7 protein-coding genes are annotated in these 23,615 nt (G+C 39.7%); all 7 read left to right on the top strand.

All coding sequences use genetic code 11. From position 1 onward, the window contains the following. The first annotated feature begins 5 nt into the window (after nucleotides 1-5). A complete protein-coding gene (locus H6G76_RS17490; RefSeq protein ID WP_190703093.1) occupies nucleotides 6-4,610 on the top strand; it encodes a type I polyketide synthase in 4,605 nt (1,534 codons plus the stop codon). Further along, nucleotides 4,603-8,850, top strand: a complete 4,248-nt coding sequence (locus H6G76_RS17485; RefSeq protein WP_190703090.1) for a type I polyketide synthase — start codon at nucleotides 4,603-4,605, stop codon at nucleotides 8,848-8,850. The genes H6G76_RS17490 and H6G76_RS17485 overlap by 8 nt, the downstream gene beginning before the upstream one ends. An 84-nt stretch (nucleotides 8,851-8,934) precedes the next feature. Beyond that, the gene (locus H6G76_RS17480; RefSeq protein ID WP_190703087.1) at nucleotides 8,935-9,789 is read left to right on the top strand and encodes a 3-hydroxyacyl-CoA dehydrogenase family protein; all 855 of its coding nucleotides are present in this window, start codon (nucleotides 8,935-8,937) and stop codon (nucleotides 9,787-9,789) included. Nucleotides 9,790-9,808: 19 nt separating this feature from the next. Continuing rightward, complete coding sequence (locus H6G76_RS17475; RefSeq protein ID WP_190703085.1) at nucleotides 9,809-10,066, top strand: acyl carrier protein; 258 nt, start codon at nucleotides 9,809-9,811, stop codon at nucleotides 10,064-10,066. After that, on the top strand, nucleotides 10,063-11,247 hold the full coding sequence (locus H6G76_RS17470; protein ID WP_190703082.1) for an acyl-CoA dehydrogenase family protein: 1,185 nt from the start codon (nucleotides 10,063-10,065) through the stop codon (nucleotides 11,245-11,247). Before H6G76_RS17475 ends, H6G76_RS17470 begins: the two co-directional genes overlap by 4 nt. Before the next feature lie 32 nt (nucleotides 11,248-11,279). Further along, on the top strand, nucleotides 11,280-12,350 hold the full coding sequence (locus H6G76_RS17465; RefSeq protein WP_190703080.1) for an HAD family hydrolase: 1,071 nt from the start codon (nucleotides 11,280-11,282) through the stop codon (nucleotides 12,348-12,350). A 54-nt stretch (nucleotides 12,351-12,404) separates the two neighbouring features. Further along, nucleotides 12,405-23,612, top strand: coding sequence for a non-ribosomal peptide synthetase (locus tag H6G76_RS17460; protein ID WP_190703078.1), 11,208 nt, complete (start codon nucleotides 12,405-12,407; stop codon nucleotides 23,610-23,612). Nucleotides 23,613-23,615 lie beyond the last annotated feature (3 nt).

Here is a 23,615-nt window from a genome sequence, read left to right as displayed (position 1 = left end):
TGGAAATGAGTGAATCTATAGAAGAGATAGCTATTATCGGCATGGCGGGGCGTTTCCCTGGAGCCAAAAATATTGCAGAATTTTGGCAGAATTTATCCACTGGGGTAGAGTCTATTTCCTATTTTACAGATGAGGAATTAACCGCCGCAGGCATCAACTCATCTTTTCTTAACGATAAAAATTACGTAAAATCTGGGTGCATCTTAGAAGATATTGAACTATTTGATGCCGCATTTTTTGATATTAATCCCAAGGAAGCTGAAACTACAGATCCACAACAGCGCTTATTTTTAGAATGTGCTTATACTGCCCTAGAAAATGCTGGTTATGACTCTACTAGGTGCAAAGAACGCATTGGGGTTTATGCTGGTGCTAGTCATAATAACTATTTAAGTTTTGATTTAAATAAAGATAGTGTTGGCTCGGTAACTTGTTATCAAACTTCGATTGGAAATGACAAAGATTATCTGGCGACTCGCGTATCCTACAAATTGAATCTGACCGGGCCAAGTTTAACTGTTCAAACAGCTTGCTCGACTTCATTAGTTAGTATCACCCTCGCTTGTCAAAGCTTATTAAATTACCAATGTGATATGGCTTTGGCGGGAGGAGTATCAATTCATATCCCCCAAAAAACTGGTTATTTACATGAACCAGGCGGAACTTTATCCCCCGATGGTCATTGCTACGCCTTTGATGCAAAAGCACAAGGAATCACTATTGGTAATGGTTTAGGTGTGGTGGTACTCAAGCGATTGAGTGAAGCTGTTGCAGATGGTGACTACATTCATGCGGTAATTAAAGGTGCTGCTATTAATAATGATGGTGCTGCCAAAGTCGGCTTTACAGCCCCTAGTGTGGATGGTCAAGCAGAAGCGATCGCCGAAGCAATGATATTGGCTGAGGTTGAACCTAACACTATTAGTTACATCGAAACTCACGGTACAGGTACAGCTTTGGGCGATCCCATAGAAATTGCTGCCCTCACCAAGGTTTTTCGCGCCCATACCGAGCAAAAGGGTTTTTGTGCGATCGGTTCAGTGAAACCCAATATTGGTCATCTTGACGCTGCCGCCGGAATTGCCGGATTAATCAAAACTGTTCTAGCCCTCAAACATCAGCAAATACCGCCTAGTCTGAATTTTGAGCAACCCAATCCTAAAATTGATTTTGCTAATAGTCCTTTTTACGTCAATACGAAACTGACTCAATGGAAACAGGGATTTACCCCTCGTCGTGCTGGTGTGAGTTCTTTAGGTATGGGTGGCACTAATGCTCATGTAATTCTTGAAGAAGCCCCCTTGTTGGAGGAGAGTAACGAGGGGAGAAAGTATAAATTATTGCTGCTTTCAGCCAAGACTGAAACGGCTTTAGAGACTGCAACTACAAATTTATTCAACCACCTTCAGCAGCATCCAGACCTAAATCTTGCAGATGTCGCTTATACGCTGCAAGTAGGACGTAAAGAGTTTAATCATCGGCGAATGCTGGTGTGTCAAGATACTGAAGATGCCGTAAATACCTTTAATACAGCAGTAACGAGATACCAAGAGTCTGCTTATCGGGCGATCGCCTTTATGTTTCCCGGACAAGGTTCTCAGTATGTAGATATGGGTAAAGAACTTTACCAGACTGAGGTAATTTTTCAAGAACAGGTTGATTTATGCTGTCAATTACTCCAACCTCATCTTGGATTGGATTTGCGTTCAGTTATTTATCCTCAGGAAAATGAATCACTAGTAGACGAAAAACTCCAACAAACTGCGATCGCTCAACCCACTTTATTTGTAATTGAATATGCTTTAGCTAAATTATGGATGTCTTGGGGGATTTCTCCTAGTGCCATGATTGGTCATAGCATTGGTGAATATGTTGCAGCTTGTCTTGCTGGTGTATTTTCCCTAGAAGATGCTTTAACTTTAGTTGCTAGGCGTGGGCGACTGATGCAACAACTTCCAGCAGGTGCTATGCTTTCTATTTCTCAATCAGCAGCAGAAGTTCAAAGTTTATTAAATGACAATTTATCTTTAGCTGCTAGTAATGCACCTTCTTCCTGCGTCGTTTCTGGAACCCACGATGCTATAGACGCACTTCAACAAAGACTCACAGCATTAGGTGTAGAGTGTCGCCGTTTGCATACATCCCATGCTTTTCATTCTGGGATGATGGAACCGATTTTAGAGCCATTTATCAAAGCAGTTCAACAAGTTACACTCAATCCTCCCCAAATACCCTTTATTTCTAACGTCACCGGAACCTGGATTACAGCCCAACAAGCTACAGATCCTAATTACTGGGTAACACATTTAAGACAAACAGTGCAGTTTAGTGCAGGTATCTCCACATTACTGCAAGAGCCAAATTATATCTTGCTGGAAGTAGGGCCAGGACGCAGTTTAGGTACTTTAGCAAAAAAACATTCTCATTCGGCCGCATTGTGTTCATTACCCCATCCTAGAGAAAAGCAGTCAGATGCAGCATTTGTACTTAACTCTCTAGGTAAACTTTGGTTATATGGAGTACAGATAGATTGGTCAGGATTCTATAGCGGCGAGTTCCGTCATCGTCTCCCCTTACCAACTTATCCCTTTGAGCGTCAGCGTTACTGGATTGAACAAGAACGTACTAAATCTGAACCATTAGCGAAAAAGCCTGATATAGCGGATTGGTTTTATGTACCTTTGTGGAAACAATCTTTACCGCCAACGCCTTTAGAACAGCAAAAATTACCAGTTAAAGAATCTAAAACTTTAATATTCACTAATGAGTTGAGCTTCAGTTCTGATTTAGTTGAACAACTGGGAGAAGATGCGATCGCGATCAAGATTGGATCGAAGTTCACCAAATTAAGCGATCGCCAATATAGCCTCAATCCTCAACTAAGTAGTGACTATGATAGTTTATTGCGAGAGTTGCACAGGCAAAATAATCTCCCAACAAAGATAGTTCATCTCTGGAGTATTACATCACAAAATCATTCAGCTTCAGCATCAGTAGAACTGGAACTGGCGCAAGAGCAAGGATTGTTCAGTTTGCTATTCATAGTCCAAGCATTAGCTAAATTAAATATTACCAGCGAGGTTCAAATCACGGTTATTTCTAATCAGATGCAATCAGTAACCGGAAGCGAAATTCTCTATCCAGAAAAGACAACTTTGCTGGGAGCGGTAAAGGTAATTCCTCAAGAATATTCTCATATTCATTGTCGCAGTATTGATATTGTTCTTCCTGAGGAAAGAAGTTTGCAGCAGCAGCAACTAATAAATCTGCTAGTGCAAGAATTGATTAGTCATAATTTTGATTCTGTGGTTGCTTATCGGGGAAATAATCGTTGGCTCCAAACTTTTGAACCGATAAAATTACATAAATTTCCACCAGCAACATCAAAATTAAAGGAAGAAGGAGTTTATTTAATCACCGGGGGAATGGGTGGTATTGGACTTGTAATAGCAGAACATTTGGCAAAAACAGTCAAAGCAAAACTAATTTTAACAAGCCGTTCCATAATTCCTCTCAAGTCAGAGTGGGAGCAGTGGTTGAGCGTTCATGATGAAAGCGATCGCACTAGTCGCAAGATTAAAAAATTGCAAGCACTGGAAGATTTAGGTGCTGAAGTTTTGGTAATCAGCGCGGATGTGGCCAATTTAGCACAAATGCAAAACGTGATTGCTCAAGGAGAATTACTATTTGGTCAAATCAATGGTGTAATTCATGCGGCTGGGATTACTGAAGGCCAGTCATTTTCATATATTGAACAGACTAATATTCATGATTGCTATCTGCAATTTGCTGCCAAAGTTAGAGGCGTAATTGTATTAGAGCAAATCCTCCAAAATCGCCAACTAGATTTTTGTTTATTAATGTCTTCCCTTGCTTCAATATTAGGGGGATTAGGATTTGTCGCTTATGCTGCTGCTAATATTTTCATGGATAATTTTGTTTATCAACACAATCAGATTAGTTCTGTTCCTTGGGTGAGTGTGAATTGGGATGGTTGGCAAATTAGCAAAGAAAAAGAATCATACATTTCGACAAATTTGGCTAGTTTAGCCATTCAGCCTGAGGAAGGAATAAAGGTTTTTACAAATATCGTTAATTATGTTAAATTGAATTATGCTGCATTCAGCCAAATAGTTGTCTCTACAGGGGCATTAGCAGCGAGAATTAAACAATGGATTAACTTTGATAATTTGACCTCAAAAACTGATAGTCAGCAAGCCAAATTATCATTGCTTTATCCCAGACCGAATTTACAAAATCCCTGTATTCCTCCGCAGAATGAGACAGAAAAATTAATTGCCAATATTTGGCAAGAAGTTCTCAGTTTGCAAGAGATTGGATGTTACGATAATTTCTTTGAATTAGGTGGAGACTCACTGCTTGTGGTGCAAGTGCGGGGCAAACTACAAGCAGCTTTAAACCGCAAGATATCAACATCTGAATTATTTGAATATCCCACAATAACTGCCTTAGCAGAACATCTAAATCAGCAAGAAAATCAACAACCCGTGTTTGAGCAAGTAGAGAAGCGTGTCCAGAGACAAGAAGCTGCGATCGCTGAAGAAATGGAACAGATGAAGCAAAGGCGGAAGGTGCATAAATATGGATAATCGATTAAAGGGTATAGCAATCATTGGTATGGCTGGACGGTTTCCTGGAGCTAAAAATGTGGCTCAATTTTGGCAAAATTTATGCAACGGTGTAGAGTCTATTTCATTTTTTAGCGATGCAGAATTACTCGCATCTGGGGTAGATCCAGTTGATTTACGCGACCCTAGTTATGTGAAAGCCGGGTTTATTTTAGATGACATTGAAATGTTTGATGCTGCTTTCTTTGGTTACTCTCCTAGAGAAGCTGAAGTTATAGACCCACAGCAACGCATCTTTTTAGAGTGTGCTTGGGAGGCTTTAGAAAATGCGGGTTACGATCCAAAAGTAGAAAATAATCTCACTGCTATATATGCAGGCGGAAACCTCAGCACTTATTTATTTCACAATCTTGCTTCTCATCCCGACCTCCTCAAATCCTTAAATCTGCCTATTACGCTTGGCAACGATAAAGATTTTATACCTACAAGAGTTTCCTATAAATTGAACCTTAAGGGGCCAAGTGTCAGTGTAGGTTGTGCTTGCTCTACTTCCTTAGTTGCTGTTCATCTGGCTTGTAAAGGACTGCTGAGTTACCAATGTGATATGGCACTGGCTGGAGGCATTGCGATCCAAGTGCCACAAATCGAGGGTTATCTCTATCAAGCTGATGGTATGGCCTCTCCTGACGCGCACACTCGTGCTTTTGATGCCAAAGCTTCTGGCGGGCCTTTTGGTAGAGGCGCAGGGATAGTTGTTCTCAAAAGACTAGAGGATGCTGTCGCCGATGGTGATTATATCTATGGAGTAATTAAAGGTTCAGCAATTAATAACGATGGTGCAGAAAAGGTCAGTTTCACGGCACCAAGCGTGGCTGGACAAGCAGAGGTAATTGCCGAAGCTCAAGCGATAGCTGATTTCAACCCGGAAACAATCACCTATATTGAAACTCATGGGAGTGGTACACCTTTGGGCGATCCGATTGAAATTCGCGCTTTAGAAAAGGTATTTCGGGCCAAAACTCATCAAAAAAATTATTGTGCGATTGGTTCAGTTAAACCGAATGTCAGCCATTTAAATACAGCAGCCGGGGTCACAGGCTTAATTAAGACTGCTCTGGCTATTAAGTATCAGCAAATACCACCTAGTTTGCATTTTGAAGCACCTAACCCAGAAATAGACTTTGCCAACAGTCCTTTTTACGTCAATACCCAACTTTGCGAATGGGAAAAAAATGGCACACCCCGCCGTGCTGGAGTGAGTTCTTTTGGTCTTGGAGGAACTAATGCTCATGTTGTTTTAGAAGAAGCACCCTTTTTGGAGCAGGGGAGCAGGGGAGCAGGGGAGCAGGGGAGAAGTTATCAGCTGTTGGTACTTTCTGCCAAAACTGAATCGGCTTTAGAGACGGCGACAGCAAATTTAGTTAACCATCTGCAACAGCACCCAGAATTGAACCTTGCAGATGTAGCTTATACATTACAAGTTGGTCGTCATCCTTTTACTCATCGGCGCGCGGTTGTTTGTCAAGACATACCAGATGCGATAATTGCGCTGCAAAATCCCAAACGAGTTTTGACTAACACTCAAGAGACGAATCAACGCCCCATAGCCTTTATGTTTACTGGGTTAGGAACTCAGTACCTCAATATGGCTCTTGAACTTTATCAATTAGAGCCGACTTTTCGGGAACATCTTGACCGTTGTTTTGCTCTGTTCCAGCCTTTGCTAGATATTGACCTCCAACAAGTTATCTATCCTCCTCATCAGCCAACAGAAACTCAGGAAAAGCCAGGTATCAATTTACGCCAAATGTTGGGGCGTGATACTCAAGCAATCGACCCGGCTACAGAGAAACTCAATCAAACTTATTTGACTCAGCCTGCTTTATTTGCTGTTGAGTATGCTTTAGCTCAATTATGGATGTCTTGGGGTGTTCGTCCCGTAGCGATGATTGGTTACAGCATTGGTGAATATGTAGCCGCAACCTTAGCCGGGGTATTATCTTTAGAAGATGCGATCGCTCTGGTGGCTGCTAGGGCGCAAATGATTCAAAAGTTGCCAGGGGGAGCGATGTTAGCGGTTCCTTTAACAGAGCAACAAGTCCAACCTTATTTAAATGAAAACCTTTCTCTATCAGCAGTTAATGGCGCATTTCAATGTGTTGTGGCAGGAACTATCCAAGCTGTAGAGGAATTATCACAGGAGTTACGCGCTAAGGGTTTAGCCTGTCGTCAATTGCAGACATCCCATGCTTTTCATTCTTTCATGATGGAAGCGATCGCAGACTCTTTCACCCAACTGGTACAAACTATCAATCTTCAACCACCGCAAATTCCTTATCTCTCCAACGTCACAGGAACCTGGATTACATCTGAACAAGCTACAAACCCCAGCTATTGGACACAGCATCTATGTCAACCAGTACGCTTTGCTGATGGATTACAGCAACTATGGGAACAGCACAGTCCGATTTTATTAGAAGTAGGCGCGGGACAAGCACTCAGCAGTTTAGCAAGGCAATGTTTAGATAATATTGCTGGAGATGACTTAGTAGTATTATCTTCCCTGCGCTATGTTTATGAGAAACAATCAGATATTGCTTTTATTTTGAATACATTAGGTCAGCTATGGTTAGAGGGAGTCAAGATTGATTGGACAGGATTTCATAGCCATGAGCGTCGATATCGCCTTCCTTTACCAACTTATCCTTTTGAGCGCCAAAGATATTGGATTGAACCACAAGAATTATCACCTGTAGAAATAACTTCGCAACCCAAATCTACATCAAGACTTTGGCAATCTCTAGTAGAAGTTGGTCAACGCCAAGCTAGTATGGGTGTTGCAAACTTTGACGAGCAAATTTTCCAAGAGAAAAGAGAATGGTGCGATCGCTTGTGTATTGCTTATATTCATCTAGCAATATCACAACTAGGAATTTTCCAGAATCCTAATCACAAGTATTCCTTAGAAGAATTTTTTACAGAATCTAAGATTATTCCACCCTACAAAGAATTACTAAGTCGATGGCTGGAGATATTAGTAGAGCAAGGTAAGTTAAATCAAGAACAAGAATTGTTTGCCAATTTATCACCAATTTCCGCAGAGTTGGTTAATCAATTGTTGGTAGAAGTTAAAGTCAAATGGAGAGACACACCACAACCAATAGAGCTATTACAACTCTATGGTGAAAATATGGTGGCGTTACTAACTGGGGAAAAAGAACCATTAGAGTTTCATGTTTCCACCTTATTAAAAGAAGGAGAATTTTCAGTTCAACAATTACCCGAAGATTTGTACTATAACTCCATCATGCGCGTATGCTTACAACAGGTGTTAAAAGTAGTACCATCCAATGTAAATCTGAGAATTCTGGAAATTGGTGGAGGAACTGGTACAGGTACAGCAGAATTATTACCCATGCTACCACCACAGAGGACAAAATATACTTTTACCGATGTTGGTAGCTTCTTTTTGAATACGGCCAAAAAGAAATTTAGCGATTATCCATTTGTGGAATATGAGTTGTTAGACATTGAGCGATCGCCACAAGAACAGGGATACTCAAGTTACAGCTTTGATGTCATCGTAGCTTTCCAAGTGCTGCACGTTTCTAAAAATATTGGAGAGACTCTCGAAAAGCTTCGTTCTTTACTTGCACCTGGCGGTTTACTACTACTTTGGGAAACAACTCAACCCCGTCTAGAGTTTGAGTTTATTGACGCGCTGCTGATGAGTCCGATAGAAGATGCACAAGGCGATCGGAATATGTGCAATCCCTTTTTATCTCAAGAAAAATGGGAACAAGAACTCAAATCTCATGGTTTTGATCAAGTAATAGCGTTTTCAGAATTTGCACCTTTTACAGACCATATAATTTTAGCTCAGGCAACTACATCAGCCGCATTTACTGATAAAAATACTGTTACCCAAGCTAATTTAACTACTCATCATTCCCGACCAAAATTAAAAAATGCTTATGCTCCTCCTACTAACGAGTTAGAGAAAAAACTGGTTGAAGTTTATCAAGAGTTTCTAGGTATTGAACAAATAGGTATTCATGACAGCTTCTTTGCATTGGGCGGAGATTCACTAACAGGAACAGTCTTAATTTCTCAACTTCGCACAATCTTTCAAATTGACTTACCAGTACGCCTGTTGTTTGAAGCTCCTACTATTGCCGAATTCGCCTTAGTAATTGAAGAAATTCTCATAGAAGAATTAGAGGAATTAGAAGAAACATCTGATATGCAACTGTCAAACTAACAGTATATGTAGGGTGCGTTACAGGGAAAACGCACCGCATTCTCTAATAAGTTAAAAAACCTTAATTTATTCAGGATAACAATTATGAAAATTCAAACTGTTGGTGTTGTCGGTGCTGGTGTCATGGGGATAGGAGTCGCCCAAAATATTGCTCAAACAAACCATAATGTAATTTTGGTAGATATTAAAGAAGAAATTCTCGATAAAGCTCAACACGAAATTAGAAATAATATTCGCTTTCAATCTTTGTTTCAGAAAAAAGACAAAACAACCAATCTAGAAGAAATCATCAATAAAATAGAATTTTCGACAAACTATAAACTTTTAGAAAATACTGATTTTGTTATAGAAAATGTCACTGAAAAATGGGATACTAAAAAACAAGTATATTCTTTGATTGATGCTATCTGCCCAGCAGATTGTGTATTTGCTGCTAACACGTCAGCAATTCCTATTACCCGCATTGCTTCGGCTACTCAACGAGCCGATAAAGTGATTGGAATTCACTTTATGAACCCTGTACCAATGAAGCCAATGGTAGAGATGATTCGGGGCTACCATACTTCAGAAAACACAATTGAGATAGCCAAACAAATGCTATCTCAAATGGGTAAAGAATGCGTAATAGTTAATGATGCACCCGGTTTTGTATCTAACCGTGTATTAATGTTAACTATTAATGAAGCAGTGTTTTTATTGCAAGACCAAGTTGCCACGGCAGAAGATGTAGATAAAATCTTTAAAGGCTGTTTTGGTCATAAAATGGGGCCTTTAGAAACAGCAGATTTAATTGGGTTAGATACAATTTTATTTTCTATTGAAGTTTTGTACGAAAACTTTAACGATAGTAAATATCGACCATGCCCACTACTCAAAAAAATGGTAGATGCGGGACTATATGGTAGAAAAAATGGTAAAGGTTTTTATGTATATCAATAAATAGGAATTATCAAGCACAATGAACAAAATTCAAACCCAAATTAAAGCATTCCTTTCTAGATTTTTTGGCAATCATGATTTGCAAGTTGACGAAGATATTTTTTCTTTAGGGTTTGTTAATTCTATGTTTGCTATGCAACTTGTTTTATTTATAGAACAAGAATTTCAAATCACTATTGAAAACGAAGACTTGGAGTTTGATAATTTCCGCACTATCAATTCCCTCACCAATTTAGTTGAGCGTAAAAATGCTTCTATAGCAAAAATAGTATCATGAAACTAGAACTAACTCCCCAACAAAAAAAATACCAAGCTGAAATTAGAGTTTTTGTAAATCAGGAAATATTTCCTCACGCTGGTGAATGGGATCAAAAAGAATTTACTTCCCCTAAACTCATCAAAAAAATTGCTCAACGTGGTTTCTTCGGTGCTGTATTACCACAAGAATATGGCGGCGAAGGAATGGACATGATTAGTTACGGTATTCTCAACGAAGAAATTGGACGCGGATGTTCTTCTGTACGGAGTTTGCTGACAGTCCATAACATGGTTTCCCAGGCTATATGCAAATGGGGAAGTAAATTGCAAAAAGATTATTGGCTTTCTAAACTAGCAACGGGAGAAATTATCGCTGCTTTTGCATTGAGCGAACCGAATGTAGGTAGCGATGCTAAAAATGTAGAAACCACAGCAATATTTACAGGTAATACTTATATTTTAAATGGACGAAAAAAATGGATTACCTATGGACAAATAGCAGATTTATTTTTGGTATTTGCTAAATGTGAAGGTAAACAGACTGCTTTTTTAGTGGAAAAAAATAACCCAGGTTTATTGGTAAAACCAATGTCTGGTATTTTAGGTACTAGAGCATCAATGGTAGCAGAATTGCAGTTTAATAACTGTGAGGTTGCTGAAGAAAATTTAGTCGGTAAATTAGGTTTTGGATTTTCTTACATTGCTGCTTCTGCACTTGATTATGGTAGATATAGTGTCGCCTGTGGTTGTGTAGGTATTGCTCAAGCTTGTTTAGAAGCTTGCATCGAGTATACTAGCGATCGCAAACAATTTGATGTGTACCTTAAAGAACATCAATTAATTCGCCAAAAGATTAGTCAGATGATAACTAACATCAAAGCAGCAAGACTGTTATGTTATCAAGCTGGTTATCTCAAAGATATTAACCATCCTAACTCAATTATAGAAACTTCTATTGCCAAGTATTTTGCATCTACAGCAGCAACTAAAATAGCCAATGATGCTGTACAAATTCATGGTGGAAATGGTTGTAGTAATGAGTATCCTGTAGAAAGATATTTACGAGATTCCAAAATTATGGAAATTATTGAAGGTAGTACTCAAATTCAAGAAATTACGATTGCAGAATCAGGATACCAAGATTATTTTATTTCCAACGTTGCTACTGCTTGGCAAAGTAAATTAACTGAGAAAGTTTAATATATTGCATTAAATATCTGAGAAAATAGACTATGGTTGGGACTCAAGAAAAAAACGTCGATAGTCAACAAGAAGATAAAAAAGTTATTAAATGCCTAGTTTGGGATTTAGATAATACTTTATGGGATGGAGTTTTATTAGAAGATGATAAAATTTCGCTGCGAAAAGATATAGTCAATATTATTCAGACTTTAGATAATCGTGGCATTTTACAATCTATTGCCAGCAAAAATGATTATGCTACAGCAATAGCTAAATTAGAAGAATATGGTTTAAAAGAATATTTTTTATATCCCCAAATTAACTGGAATTCAAAAGCATCTTCCTTGAAAGAGATTGCTAAATTATTGAATATTGGACTAGACGCGATCGCTTTTGTTGATGACCAATTATTTGAACTTGAAGAAGTAAAGTTTTCTCTACCAGAAATTCTTTGTATAAATGCTGATGAAATCGGTAATATTCTAGATATGCCTGTGATGAATCCTCGCTTTATTACGGAAGATTCTCGCATAAGAAGGTTGATGTACCTTAGTGATATTGAGCGTCAAAATGCTGAGAAAGATTTTGTCGGCACAGCAGAAGAATTCTTAGCTACTTTAAAGATGAATTTCACAATATCATTGGCACAAGAAGAAGATTTGCAACGCGCAGAAGAATTAACCTTACGCACTAACCAATTAAATACAACTGGTTATACATATTCATATAATGAACTCAATAATTTTCGCACTTCCGAAAATCATAAATTGCTAATTGCTAGTTTAGAAGATAAGTATGGCAGTTATGGAAAAATCGGTTTAGTGCTAATTGAATGTCAAGCGGATGTTTGGAAAATCAAGCTTTTACTGATGTCTTGTCGTGTGATGTCAAGAGGTGTGGGAACAGTTATGTTGAATTATGTGATGAGTTTAGCTCAAACCAACAACGTCCGCCTCATAGCAGAATTTGTCTTTAATAATCGCAATCGCATGATGTATATATCTTATAAATTTGCTGGCTTTAAAGAAACTGTAGTCAACAATGATGGCTTGATAGTTATGGAAAATGATTTAACGCGCATTCAACCTGTACCTGCATATATTAAATTTCAGGTGAGTTAATTTTTGAGAGTCAAGAATAGGTACATATATTTAAAAATTTATTCAGATATTATTATGAGTAATAAAAAAAATGAAATTTCTATTAGACGTTCTCAACTATCACCTGCAAAACGAACACTTTTAGAAAAACGCTTGCGGGGTGAATTAAAGTTAGATAATCAACAAAAATCTATTTCCCGTCGTTCCCAACATAATCCTGTTCCTTTATCTTTCTCTCAACAAAGATTATGGTTTTTGACTCAGTTAGAGCCAGAAAACCCATTTTATAATGTGTCTGCTGTAGTTAATCTCAAAGGTAAACTAAATTTTGATGCTTTACAAGCTAGTTTGCAAGAAATTATCAATCGTCATGAAGTTTTGCGCTGTAATTTTCAAACTATAGAAGATAAACCTGTAGCATTTATTCATTTATCAAAAACATTCTTGTTGCCAGTATTTAATATTAGTGAACTAGATATACATCAACAAACAGTAGAAGTAAAAAAATTAGCATCTCAAGAAGCAAAACAACCATTTGACATCAATAATGATTTGTTATTAAGAGCTAAGTTACTGCGGCTCAATCCAGAAGAGTATATATTATTATTTTCAATGCACCATATTGTTTCTGATGGGTGGTCAATAGGTGTATTGATACATGAATTAGCAACCCTATATAAAGCTTTGTGTGATGGTAAAAACTCATCCTTACCTGAGTTACCAATTCAGTATGGAGACTTTGCTACTTGGCAACAAGATTACTTACAAGGAGAAGTACTAACAGCCCAAAAAAATTACTGGAAGCAAAAATTAGGTGGCTCTTTACCAGTATTACAACTCCCAACAGATTATCCTCGCCCTGCGGTGCAATCTTATAAAGGGAAAACCCATTCTTTGACCCTTTCTAAATCTTTAACTACTGAACTGAAAGCACTTAGTCAGCAAGCAGGAGCCACTTTATTTATGACCTTGCTGACAGCTTTCAAAATCCTTTTGTATCGCTATAGTCAACAAGAGGATATTATTATTGGGACTGCGATCGCTAACCGTAATCTTCCGCAAATTGAAAAGTTAATCGGGTTTTTTGTCAATACTTTAGTGCTGCGAACTAATGTCAGTGGTAATCCTAGTTTCCTAGATTTCTTGGCACGAGTTAAAGAGATAACATTAGACGCTTATACCCACCAAGATTTACCTTTTGAGAAATTAGTAGAAGAAATTCAGCCAGAACGTAACCTCAGCCATAACCCGCTTTTTCAAGTTTGGTTTTCCCTCAATAATAGCCCCATGCCAACTTTAGAAATAGGGGAACTAACTTTGACCATATCAGAGGCAGAAAGTGAAACGTCTCAGTTTGACTTAAGCCTAAATATGGTAGAACAGCAAGAAGAACTGATAGGTATATTTGAATATAGTAGCGATTTATTTAATGCAGATACAATTACCCGAATAGCAGAACATTTTCAAATATTGCTAGAAGGAATTATTGCAAATCCACAGCAGCATTTATCTCAGCTACCATTATTAACCGCATCTGAACAGCAACAGTTATTGCGAGAGTGGAATAATACAGAAGTTGCCTATCCTGTCGATAAATGTATTCATGAACTATTTGAGCAACAAGTAGAACTTACACCCGACGCAGTTGCAGTTGTTTATGAACATCAGCAATTAACTTACACCGAACTCAACACCAAAGCCAATCAACTCGCCCATTATTTACGTTCACTGGGAGTCAAACCAGAAGTTAAGGTAGGGATTTGTCTAGAGCGTTCCCTAGAAATGGTAATTGGGTTACTCGCCATCCTCAAAACAGGCGGTGCTTATGTACCCCTTGATCCTAATTATCCTCAACAACGGTTGGAATATATCTTAGAAGATACTCAAGCCCCAGTATTACTAACTCAAGTCTCATTAGTACAAGTATTGCCACAGCATCAAGCGCAAATAATTTGTCTAGATAGCGATTGGCATCTGATAGCCCAGCAAAGCCAGAATAATTTATATTCCGAACTCACGGCAGAGAACTTAGCTTATATTATTTATACTTCTGGTTCCACGGGCAAACCAAAAGGTGTACAAATTCCCCACATTGCTCTGAGCAACTTTTTGTACTCCATGAAACAAGCCCCAGGGCTAACATCTCAAGACAAATTACTAGCAGTTACAACTTATTCTTTTGATATTGCCGCATTAGAGATTTTTCTACCGATCATAGTTGGTGCTTGTTTAATAGTCGCTAGTCAAGAAATTATCTCCGATGGCAATCAGTTATTAGCCAAAATCAAAGACTCAAAAGCGACAGTCATGCAAGCCACACCAGCAACATGGCAGTTACTTTTAGCAGCAGGTTGGGATGGAAGTGAGCAATTAAAAATTCTTTGTGGTGGAGAAGCTTTATCCGCAAATTTAGCGAGGAAATTATTAGAACGGTGTAGTTTTGTTTGGAATATGTACGGCCCCACAGAAACCACCATTTGGTCAGCCGCGAGGCGAATAGAAACTGTTAACGACACTGTACCAATTAGTTCACCAATTGCTAACACACAACTCTACATCCTCGACCAATATAATCAATTAGTTCCTGTTGGTGTAGCAGGCGAGTTGTATATAGGTGGTGCTGGTTTAGCCCGTGGTTATTTCCAGCGTCCGGATTTAACAGCCGAAAAATTTATTCCCAATCCTTTTAGCGATGAACCATCGGCGCGGTTATATAAAACTGGGGACTTAGCGAGATATTTACCCAATGGCGAAATCGAATATCTTGGTCGAATTGATAACCAAGTAAAAATTCGTGGTTTCCGCATTGAACTGGGTGAAATTGAAACAGTAATTAGCCAATACCCTCAAGTGCGAGAAACCGTAGTTACTGTACGAGAAGATGCCACAGATTCTCCACGAATCGTCGCTTATATGGTTCCACAAGTTGAGCAAACGCTGATAATTGCTCAACTGCGCCAGTTCTTGGAGTCAAAGTTGCCCAACTATATGATTCCTGCAACTTTTGTGGAACTGGAAACACTACCACTGACCCCTAATGGTAAAGTTGACCGCAAAGCTCTACCCACACCTGAATCTACACAATTATTATCATCCTCTGATATTGTTCCTGCGTCCACACCAATTGAGAAATTACTCACAGGTATTTGGGCAGAAGTTCTCGGTATTGAAAAAATAAGTATTGAGCATAACTTTTTTGAATTAGGTGGGCATTCCTTAATTGCAACTCGCGTCATTTCCCAAATTCGCCAAGTATTTCAAATAGAATTGCCTTTGCGTTGTTTATTTGAAAAACCAACAATTGCTCAGTTAGCAATAGAAATTACCCAAGCCATGCAGCAAGGCTCAGGAGTTGCCCAAAGCAAGATTGAGCCAGTTTCACGCTTAGAAAAATTACCCCTATCTTTTGCTCAACAAAGATTGTGGTTTCTGTCCCAATTAGAACCAAACAGCCCATCATACAATATTCCCATTTCTGTGCGTCTCCAAGGACAACTAAATGTAACAGCATTACAACAAAGCTTCAACGAAATTATCAATCGTCATGAAGCGTTGCGGACTAATTTTCACACTATAGAAGGACAAGCGATCGCTGTTATTCATCAAGCAGCAAACTTAGTATTATCAATATTGGATCTTAGCCACCTCAGCGCACATCAACTCGAAGCCGAAGTCAAACAACAAGCTTTACAAGCAGCCCAAACACCTTTTGACTTAAAAGAAGACTTACTGCTAAGGGTAAAACTATTGCGACTTGGTGCAGAAGAACACGTATTACTGTTGACAATGCACCACATCGTCTCGGATGGTTGGTCAACAGGTGTATTAGTACAGGAGTTAGCAACTCTTTATCAAGCCTATTGTCATGGGGAATCTTTATCACCATTAGCACCACTACCAATACAATATGTTGACTTTGCTGCTTGGCAACGAAAATGGCTGCAAGGAGAAGTACTAGAAACTCAAATGACTTACTGGCGAAAACAGTTAGCAGACGCGCCAAAAGTCTTGGAATTACCCACTGACTACCCCAGACCAGCAATTCAAACTTTCCGGGGTGCAACCTACTCATTTAACCTGTCTCATCAACTCTCGCTTGCTCTGAATAAATTAAGCCAGCAACAGGGAACCACCTTATTTATGACATTGCTGGCAGCTTTCCAAACCTTACTATACCGTTACACAGGTAGCGAAGATGTGGTAATTGGTTCCGCGATCGCTAATCGCAACCGCGCCGAAATAGAAGGGTTAATTGGTGTTTTTGTCAACACCCTTGTACTGCGAACTAACTTAGACGGAAATCCCAGTTTTGCTGAACTACTAAAACGAGTACGGGAAGTTTCTTTAGCTGCTTACGCCCATCAAGATTTACCCTTTGAGTTGTTAGTTGAAGAACTACAACCCCAACGCAACTTGAGCCACACACCGCTATTTCAAGTCATGTTTGTGCTGCAAAATGCACCGATGTCAGCTTTAGAGTTACCGAATTTGACTTTGAATTTATTAGAAGGGGATGGTGTCACCGCTAAATTTGATTTAACCCTCGATATGACAGAAACTGTCGAGGGGTTAGTTGCTACTTTTGAATACAACAGCGATTTATTCCAAGAAAGCACAATCAAGCGGATGGCTGGGCATTTACAAACTTTACTGGAGGGAATTGTCGCCAATCCACAGCAGCGTTTATCCCAATTGCCACTGCTAACAGCATCGGAGCAGCATCAATTATTACGAGAGTGGGATAATACAGAAATTGCTTATCCTGTAGATAAATGTCTCCATCAACTATTTGAACAACAAGTAGAAAAAACACCCGATGCAGTTGCAGTTGTTTATGTAGACGGGCTTTGCCCGGCTTCTCGTTCGCGTAGCGTCTCCGACAGGAGAAGAGTAAATCAGCAACTAACTTATAGCGAACTCAACACCAAAGCCAATCAACTCGCACATTATTTACGTTGCTTGGGAGTCAAATCAGAAGTTAAGGTCGGGATTTGTCTAGAGCGTTCCCTAGAAATGGTAATTGGGTTACTCGCCATCCTCAAAGCGGGCGGTGCTTATGTACCGCTTGATCCCACCTATCCAAAACAACGTTTAGCCTTTATATTGCAAGATGCTCAAGTGCCAGTACTACTCACCCAACAGCATCTTCTAGAAAATCTACCGTTAAATGAAATTAATATTGTTTGTTTAGATACACATCATCAAAACATAGTTGAGCAAAGCTCACAAAATCCCCTTAGTGAATCGACAACTGATAACCTTGCATATATCATCTATACATCCGGCTCTACAGGTCAACCGAAGGGTGTACTAGTTAATCACAGTCATGTTGTGCGTTTGTTTGCTGCGACACAACACTGGTATAACTTTAATCAACAGGATATTTGGACACTATTCCATTCCATCGCCTTTGACTTTTCCGTTTGGGAAATTTGGGGAGCCTTGCTTTATGGTGGACGATTGGTAGTCGTACCCTATTGGGTGAGTCGTTCACCACAAGACTTTTATCAATTACTCCTGACACAGCAAGTCACCGTACTCAACCAGACACCTTCGGCTTTCCGTCAACTGGTGCAAGTAGAAGAATCTCTGGAAAATACTCATAACATTCACAACCTCAATTTGCGAACAGTGATTTTTGGTGGTGAAGCATTACAGATGGAGAGTTTAAGACCTTGGTTTGAGCGTTATGGCGACTCAAGACCCCAGTTAGTGAATATGTACGGGATTACGGAAACAACCGTCCATGTGACATATCGTCCTCTGACAATGGCCGACTTGCAATTGTCATCAGCGAGTGTGATTGGTCGTCCAATTCCTGACTTGCAAGTTTACTTACTAGATAGTGAGCAACAGCCAGTCCCGATGGGCGTACCAGGTGAAATGTATATTGGTGGTGCTGGTGTGGTCAGGGGTTATTTAAACCGACCAGACCTCACTCCCCTAAGGTTTATCCCCGACTTCTTTAGCAAAAAACCAGGCGCACGCCTGTATAAATCGGGGGACTTGGCTCGTTATTTACCTAATGGTGATATCGAATATCTTGGTCGGATTGACCATCAGGTCAAAATCCGGGGTTTCCGCATTGAGTTGGGTGAAATTGAGGCAGTAATTAACCAATATCCATCGATATCTGCGAGTGTGGTAATTGTTCGAGAAGATGAAACCGAGAATAAAAGCCTAGTAGCTTACATAACCGTCCAGCCACAGCAGGCAATAGCCATTCCCGAACTGCGCCGCTTTTTAGAATCAAAACTGCCAAATTATATGGTGCCAATGGCTATTGTGGTATTAGAGGCGTTACCTTTGACACCTAATGGCAAGATAGACAGACGAGCATTACCAGCACCTGATCTAACACAGCTCATATCTGAATCTAATTTTGTGGCTCCTACCACACCAGTAGAAGAAATGTTAGCTGGGATTTGGGCGCAGGTACTAGGTTTAGAAAAGGTAGGTGTAAACGATAACTTCTTTGATTTGGGGGGACATTCCTTAATTGCAACTCGTGTTATATCTCAGATACGGCAAGTATTTGCGGTTGAGATACCTTTACGTCGCTTGTTTGAGTTGTCAACAGTCAGCGAGTTAGCCAAAGAGATTCAAGCAGCGATTCAAGCCGATAAAGGATTAGAAGTACCGCCCATCAAACCCATTGCGCGATCGTCGGAGACGGGGCTTTGCCCATCGCCACAATTACCCTTATCCTTTGCTCAACAGCGATTATGGTTTTTGAGCGAATTAGAGCCGAATAGCCCTTTTTACAATATTCCTGCGGCTGTGCGCTTAGAAGGACAATTGAATCTCACAGCACTAGAACAGAGTTTTAACGAAATTCTCCGTCGTCACGAAGTCTTACGAACTAATTTCCGCACAGTTGCAGGGCAAGCCATAGCCGTTATTTCGCCAGCAACACCGCAGTTATTATCAGTAATTGATCTGAGCGAATTACCTCTGGCTCAACAAGAAACCCAGGTCAAACAACTAGCTCTAGCCGAGGCGCAACAGCCATTTAACCTGGAGGCTGACACTCTGCTACGAGTGAAATTACTCCGCCTGAGCGATCGGGAATATGTGACACTCTTGACTATGCACCACATTGTCTCTGATGGTTGGTCAATAGATGTGCTAGTGCGTGAATTAGCAACACTTTATCAAGCTTTTTGTCAGGGGCAACCGTCACCTTTACCTGAACTGGAAATTCAGTATGCAGACTTCGCCGCTTGGCAGAGACAATGGTTTGAACGCGAAGTCCTAGAATCCCAGCTTGCTTACTGGCGAAAACAGCTAGATGGTGCGCCAGCAGTACTAGAGTTACCAACTGACTATCCGCGACCAGCTATTCAATCCTCCCGTGGTGCCACCTATTGTTTTTGTTTGTCAAAAGACCAATCTCTGGCACTCAAATCTTTGAGTCGGCAACAGGGAAGCACTTTATTTATGACCTTGCTGGCAGCTTTTAAGCTATTACTACACCGCTACACTGGCAGCAATGATATTGTTATCGGTTCTCCCATCGCTAATCGTAACCACAGCCAGATAGAAGGGTTGATTGGTTTCTTTGTCAATACCCTAGTTTTGCGAACTAATCTTGCAGGCAATCCCAGTTTTTCAGAGTTGCTGCATCGAGTTAAAGAAGTAGCTTTAGGGGCTTATACTCACCAAGATACGCCTTTTGAACTGCTAGTAGATAAAATGCAGCCACAGCGAGACTTAAGCCATACACCTCTATTTCAGGTAATGTTTGCGCTGCAAAATACCCAAAACTCAGAAATTGAGTTACCGGGTTTGACTTTAACAACTCTCGAAACTGACAGTGGTACGGCGAAGTTTGATTTGACTTTAGATATGAAAGAGACCGATGAAGGATTAGTAGGCACTCTAGAGTACAGTATCGACTTATTCCAGCCGCAAACTATACAAAGAATGGCAGGGCATTTACAGACATTAGTATGCGGTATTATTGCCAATCCAGAGGAACGGCTTTCGGAATTACCCCTGTTAACAGCAGAGGAACAAAGCCAACTAATAGTAGACTGGAATCAAACTCAGGTTGAGTATTCCTCAGATCAGTGCATCCATCAACTATTTGAAGCACAGGTAGAAAAAACACCAGATGCAGTTGCAGTAGTATTTGGAAATCAGCAACTTACCTATCACCAACTCAATCAACGAGCCAACCAACTAGGACATTACTTGCAAAAATTGGGTGTTGGTGCAGAGGTGTTAGTGGGGATTTGTGTAGAGCGATCGCTCGATATGGCGATCGCACTTTTAGGTATTTTAAAAGCTGGTGGCGCATACGTACCATTAGACCCAGATCAACCACAGCAACGCTTAGATTTTATGTTGCAGGATGCGGAGTGTAGTGTCCTAATAACTCAAAAGCAACTAACTGAAACTCTTCGCACATATACAGGAAAAGTCATCTATTTGGATGCAGACTGGGAATTAATTGCTCAAGAACAAGAATCTAACTTAACCAGCAACGTACAAGCAACCAATTTAGCCTATCTGATTTACACCTCTGGCTCTACTGGCAAATCAAAGGGAGTGATGGTTGAGCATAGTAGCCTTGTAAATGCCTACTATAGCTGGGAAAAAGCTTATCAACTTGGTTCTCAAGTCCGTTGTCATCTTCAGATGGCGAACTTTTCCTTCGATGTGTTTACTGGAGATTTTGTTAGGGCTTTATGTTCTGGCGGTAAATTAGTGCTGTGTCCACGGGAGTTACTGCTAGAATCCCAACAACTATACGAATTGATGTGTCAACAACAAGTTGATTGCGCGGAATTTGTGCCAGTGGTTTTAAGAAACCTCGTTGAGTACTTAGAAAAAAGCCAGCAGAAACTCGATTTTATGCGGCTAGTCATTTGCGGTTCTGATAGCTGGTATGGGGCAGAGTACCAAAGATTCCGCGCTGTTCTTGGTGAAGAGACACGATTGATTAACTCTTTTGGCGTTACCGAGGCTACTATTGACAGTTCTTATTTTGAACACACTACAGGAGAGTTAGCATCTGAACAATTAGTACCAATTGGTAGACCCTATGCTAACAGTCAACTATATATATTAGATGCTAACTTGCAACCAGTACCCATAGGAGTTATGGGTGAACTTTACATTGGTGGTAACGGTTTAGCCAGAGGCTATCATAAACGCCCAGATTTAACTGCCGAAAAGTTTATATCTAATATATTTAGTCAAAAATCACGAGCAAGGTTGTATAAAACAGGTGATTTAGCCCGCTATCTTTCAGATGGGAATATCGAGTTTTTAGGACGCATTGACAACCAAGTGAAACTTCGCGGTTTCCGAATTGAACTGGGAGAAATTGAGGCACTGCTTAGTCAAAATCCGGCGATAAGTGAAACTGTAGTTGTAGTTAGGGAAGATATCCCAGGTAATAAAAGATTAGTTGCCTATATCGTTGCTAATAGCATCTTGCAAACTTCTGATATTCGCAACTTTCTCAAAGACAAGCTGCCAGATTACATGATTCCCTCGGCTTTTGTGCAGCTTGATGTCCTACCACTCACACCAAATGGCAAAATAGATCGTCGGGCTTTACCTGTTCCCAGTAACTTAGAAGTAGCAAACACCTTTGTCGCTCCCTCTACTCTTGTGGAAAGTAAATTAGCCCAAATTTGGGCTGAAGTTCTGCGTGTAAAGCAGGTGGGGATTTACGATAACTTCTTTGAGTTGGGTGGAGATTCAATTTTAACTATTCAGATAGTTGCTAAAGCTAACCAAGCAGGTTTACGGTTGACTGCAAAACATATATTTCAGTATCAAAATATTGCTGAATTAGCTACCGTCTGTGCGACTACTGAGGAAACTACTCAAGCCGAGCAAGGGATGGTGACAGGTTTAGTACCTCTGACACCTATACAGGATTGGTTTTTCCGGCAAAATTTACCAGAGTCACACCATTACAACCAAGCTGTTTTATTGGAAGTTCAACAAGCGATCGCACCAGATATCTTAAGGCAGAGTATACAATATTTATACATTCATCACGATGCCCTAAGGCTACAGTTTGAGCAAACTGAGTCTGGATGGCAGCAGGTAATTGCACCACCGGAAACAGAAGTTAATTTCACAAGATTCGATTTTTCCAAACTATCAGCAGCAGAACAACAGCCAGCTATTGAAGCAGCAGCTACCAAATTACAAGCAAGTTTCGATTTGTCTAGTGGAATTTTCATTCAAGTAGCATTGTTTGATTTAGGTAGTCATCAGCCAAGCCGATTATTAATTATCATCCACCACTTAGCTGTAGATGGTGTTTCTTGGCGAATTTTGCTAGAGGATTTACAAACAATTTATCAGCAGCTTAGTCAAGGAAAAACTGTTGATTTACCAACGAAAACTACTTCTTTTAAACAATGGTCATATTATTTACAGGAGTATGCAAAATCAGCAGCCTTAGCACAAGAACAGCATTACTGGTTAGCTTTGTCTCAAAAGAAAGTTTTCCCTCTCCCAGTAGATTATGTAGATGGAGAAAACACAGAAGCTTCTATAGATATCGTATCAATAGAGCTAAGTGTTGAAGAAACTCAAGCACTTTTAAAAGAAGTTCCCCAAGCTTATAACACTCAGATTAATGATGTATTGCTTACAGCATTGGGGCAAGCTTTTGTTAGTTGGACTGGAAATCAATCTCTATTAATAGAATTAGAAGGTCACGGACGGGAAGAAATTTTTAATAATGTAGATTTATCTCGTACTATCGGCTGGTTTACAACTATCTTTCCAGTTTATATAGATTTAGCAGCAGATTTAGACCCAGCAACAGCTTTAAAGAGAGTCAAAGAAGAACTGCGGAGTATTCCCAATCGAGGTATTGATTATGGTGTACTGCGCTATTTAAGTCAAAATCAACAAATTACAAAAACGCTCGATAGTATTCCTAAAGCCGAAGTTCTGTTTAATTACTTGGGTCAATTTGACCAGACATTTTCTGAATATTCTACGTTTAATTTTGCTCAAGAATCTAGCGGATTAGCTGTGAGTCAGCAAAATCAAAGAAGTCATCTATTAGAAATCAACGCTTTAATAGCTAATAATAAACTCCAAGTAGATTGGACTTATAGTAAAAATATTCATCGTCAAAATACAGTCAAGTTTATAGCCGAAAAATTTAAAGAATTGCTGTGTAAACTCATTACGCATTGTCTATCTCCAGAAGCTGGTGGTTATACTCCTTCAGACTTTCCTGATGCCATGCTTAATGAATATCAATTAGAAAAAGTTCTTGCAGAAATGGGTTTGGATTAGGAG

It is taken from the genome of Nostoc sp. FACHB-152 (assembly GCF_014697475.1).
Lineage (GTDB): Bacteria > Cyanobacteriota > Cyanobacteriia > Cyanobacteriales > Nostocaceae > Nostoc_B.
Note: the sequence above shows the minus strand (reverse complement) of the source record. Positions and strands in the feature narration are given on the sequence as shown.

Bases quoted from the DNA above. Each gene is read 5' to 3' on its own strand.
- H6G76_RS17490 (WP_190703093.1), top strand. From the start codon at position 6: ATGAGTGAATCTATAGAAGAGATAGCTATTATCGGCATGGCGGGGCGT.
- H6G76_RS17485 (WP_190703090.1), top strand. From the start codon at position 4,603: ATGGATAATCGATTAAAGGGTATAGCAATCATTGGTATGGCTGGACGG.
- H6G76_RS17480 (WP_190703087.1), top strand. From the start codon at position 8,935: ATGAAAATTCAAACTGTTGGTGTTGTCGGTGCTGGTGTCATGGGGATA.
- H6G76_RS17475 (WP_190703085.1), top strand. From the start codon at position 9,809: ATGAACAAAATTCAAACCCAAATTAAAGCATTCCTTTCTAGATTTTTT.
- H6G76_RS17470 (WP_190703082.1), top strand. From the start codon at position 10,063: ATGAAACTAGAACTAACTCCCCAACAAAAAAAATACCAAGCTGAAATT.
- H6G76_RS17465 (WP_190703080.1), top strand. From the start codon at position 11,280: ATGGTTGGGACTCAAGAAAAAAACGTCGATAGTCAACAAGAAGATAAA.
- H6G76_RS17460 (WP_190703078.1), top strand. From the start codon at position 12,405: ATGAGTAATAAAAAAAATGAAATTTCTATTAGACGTTCTCAACTATCA.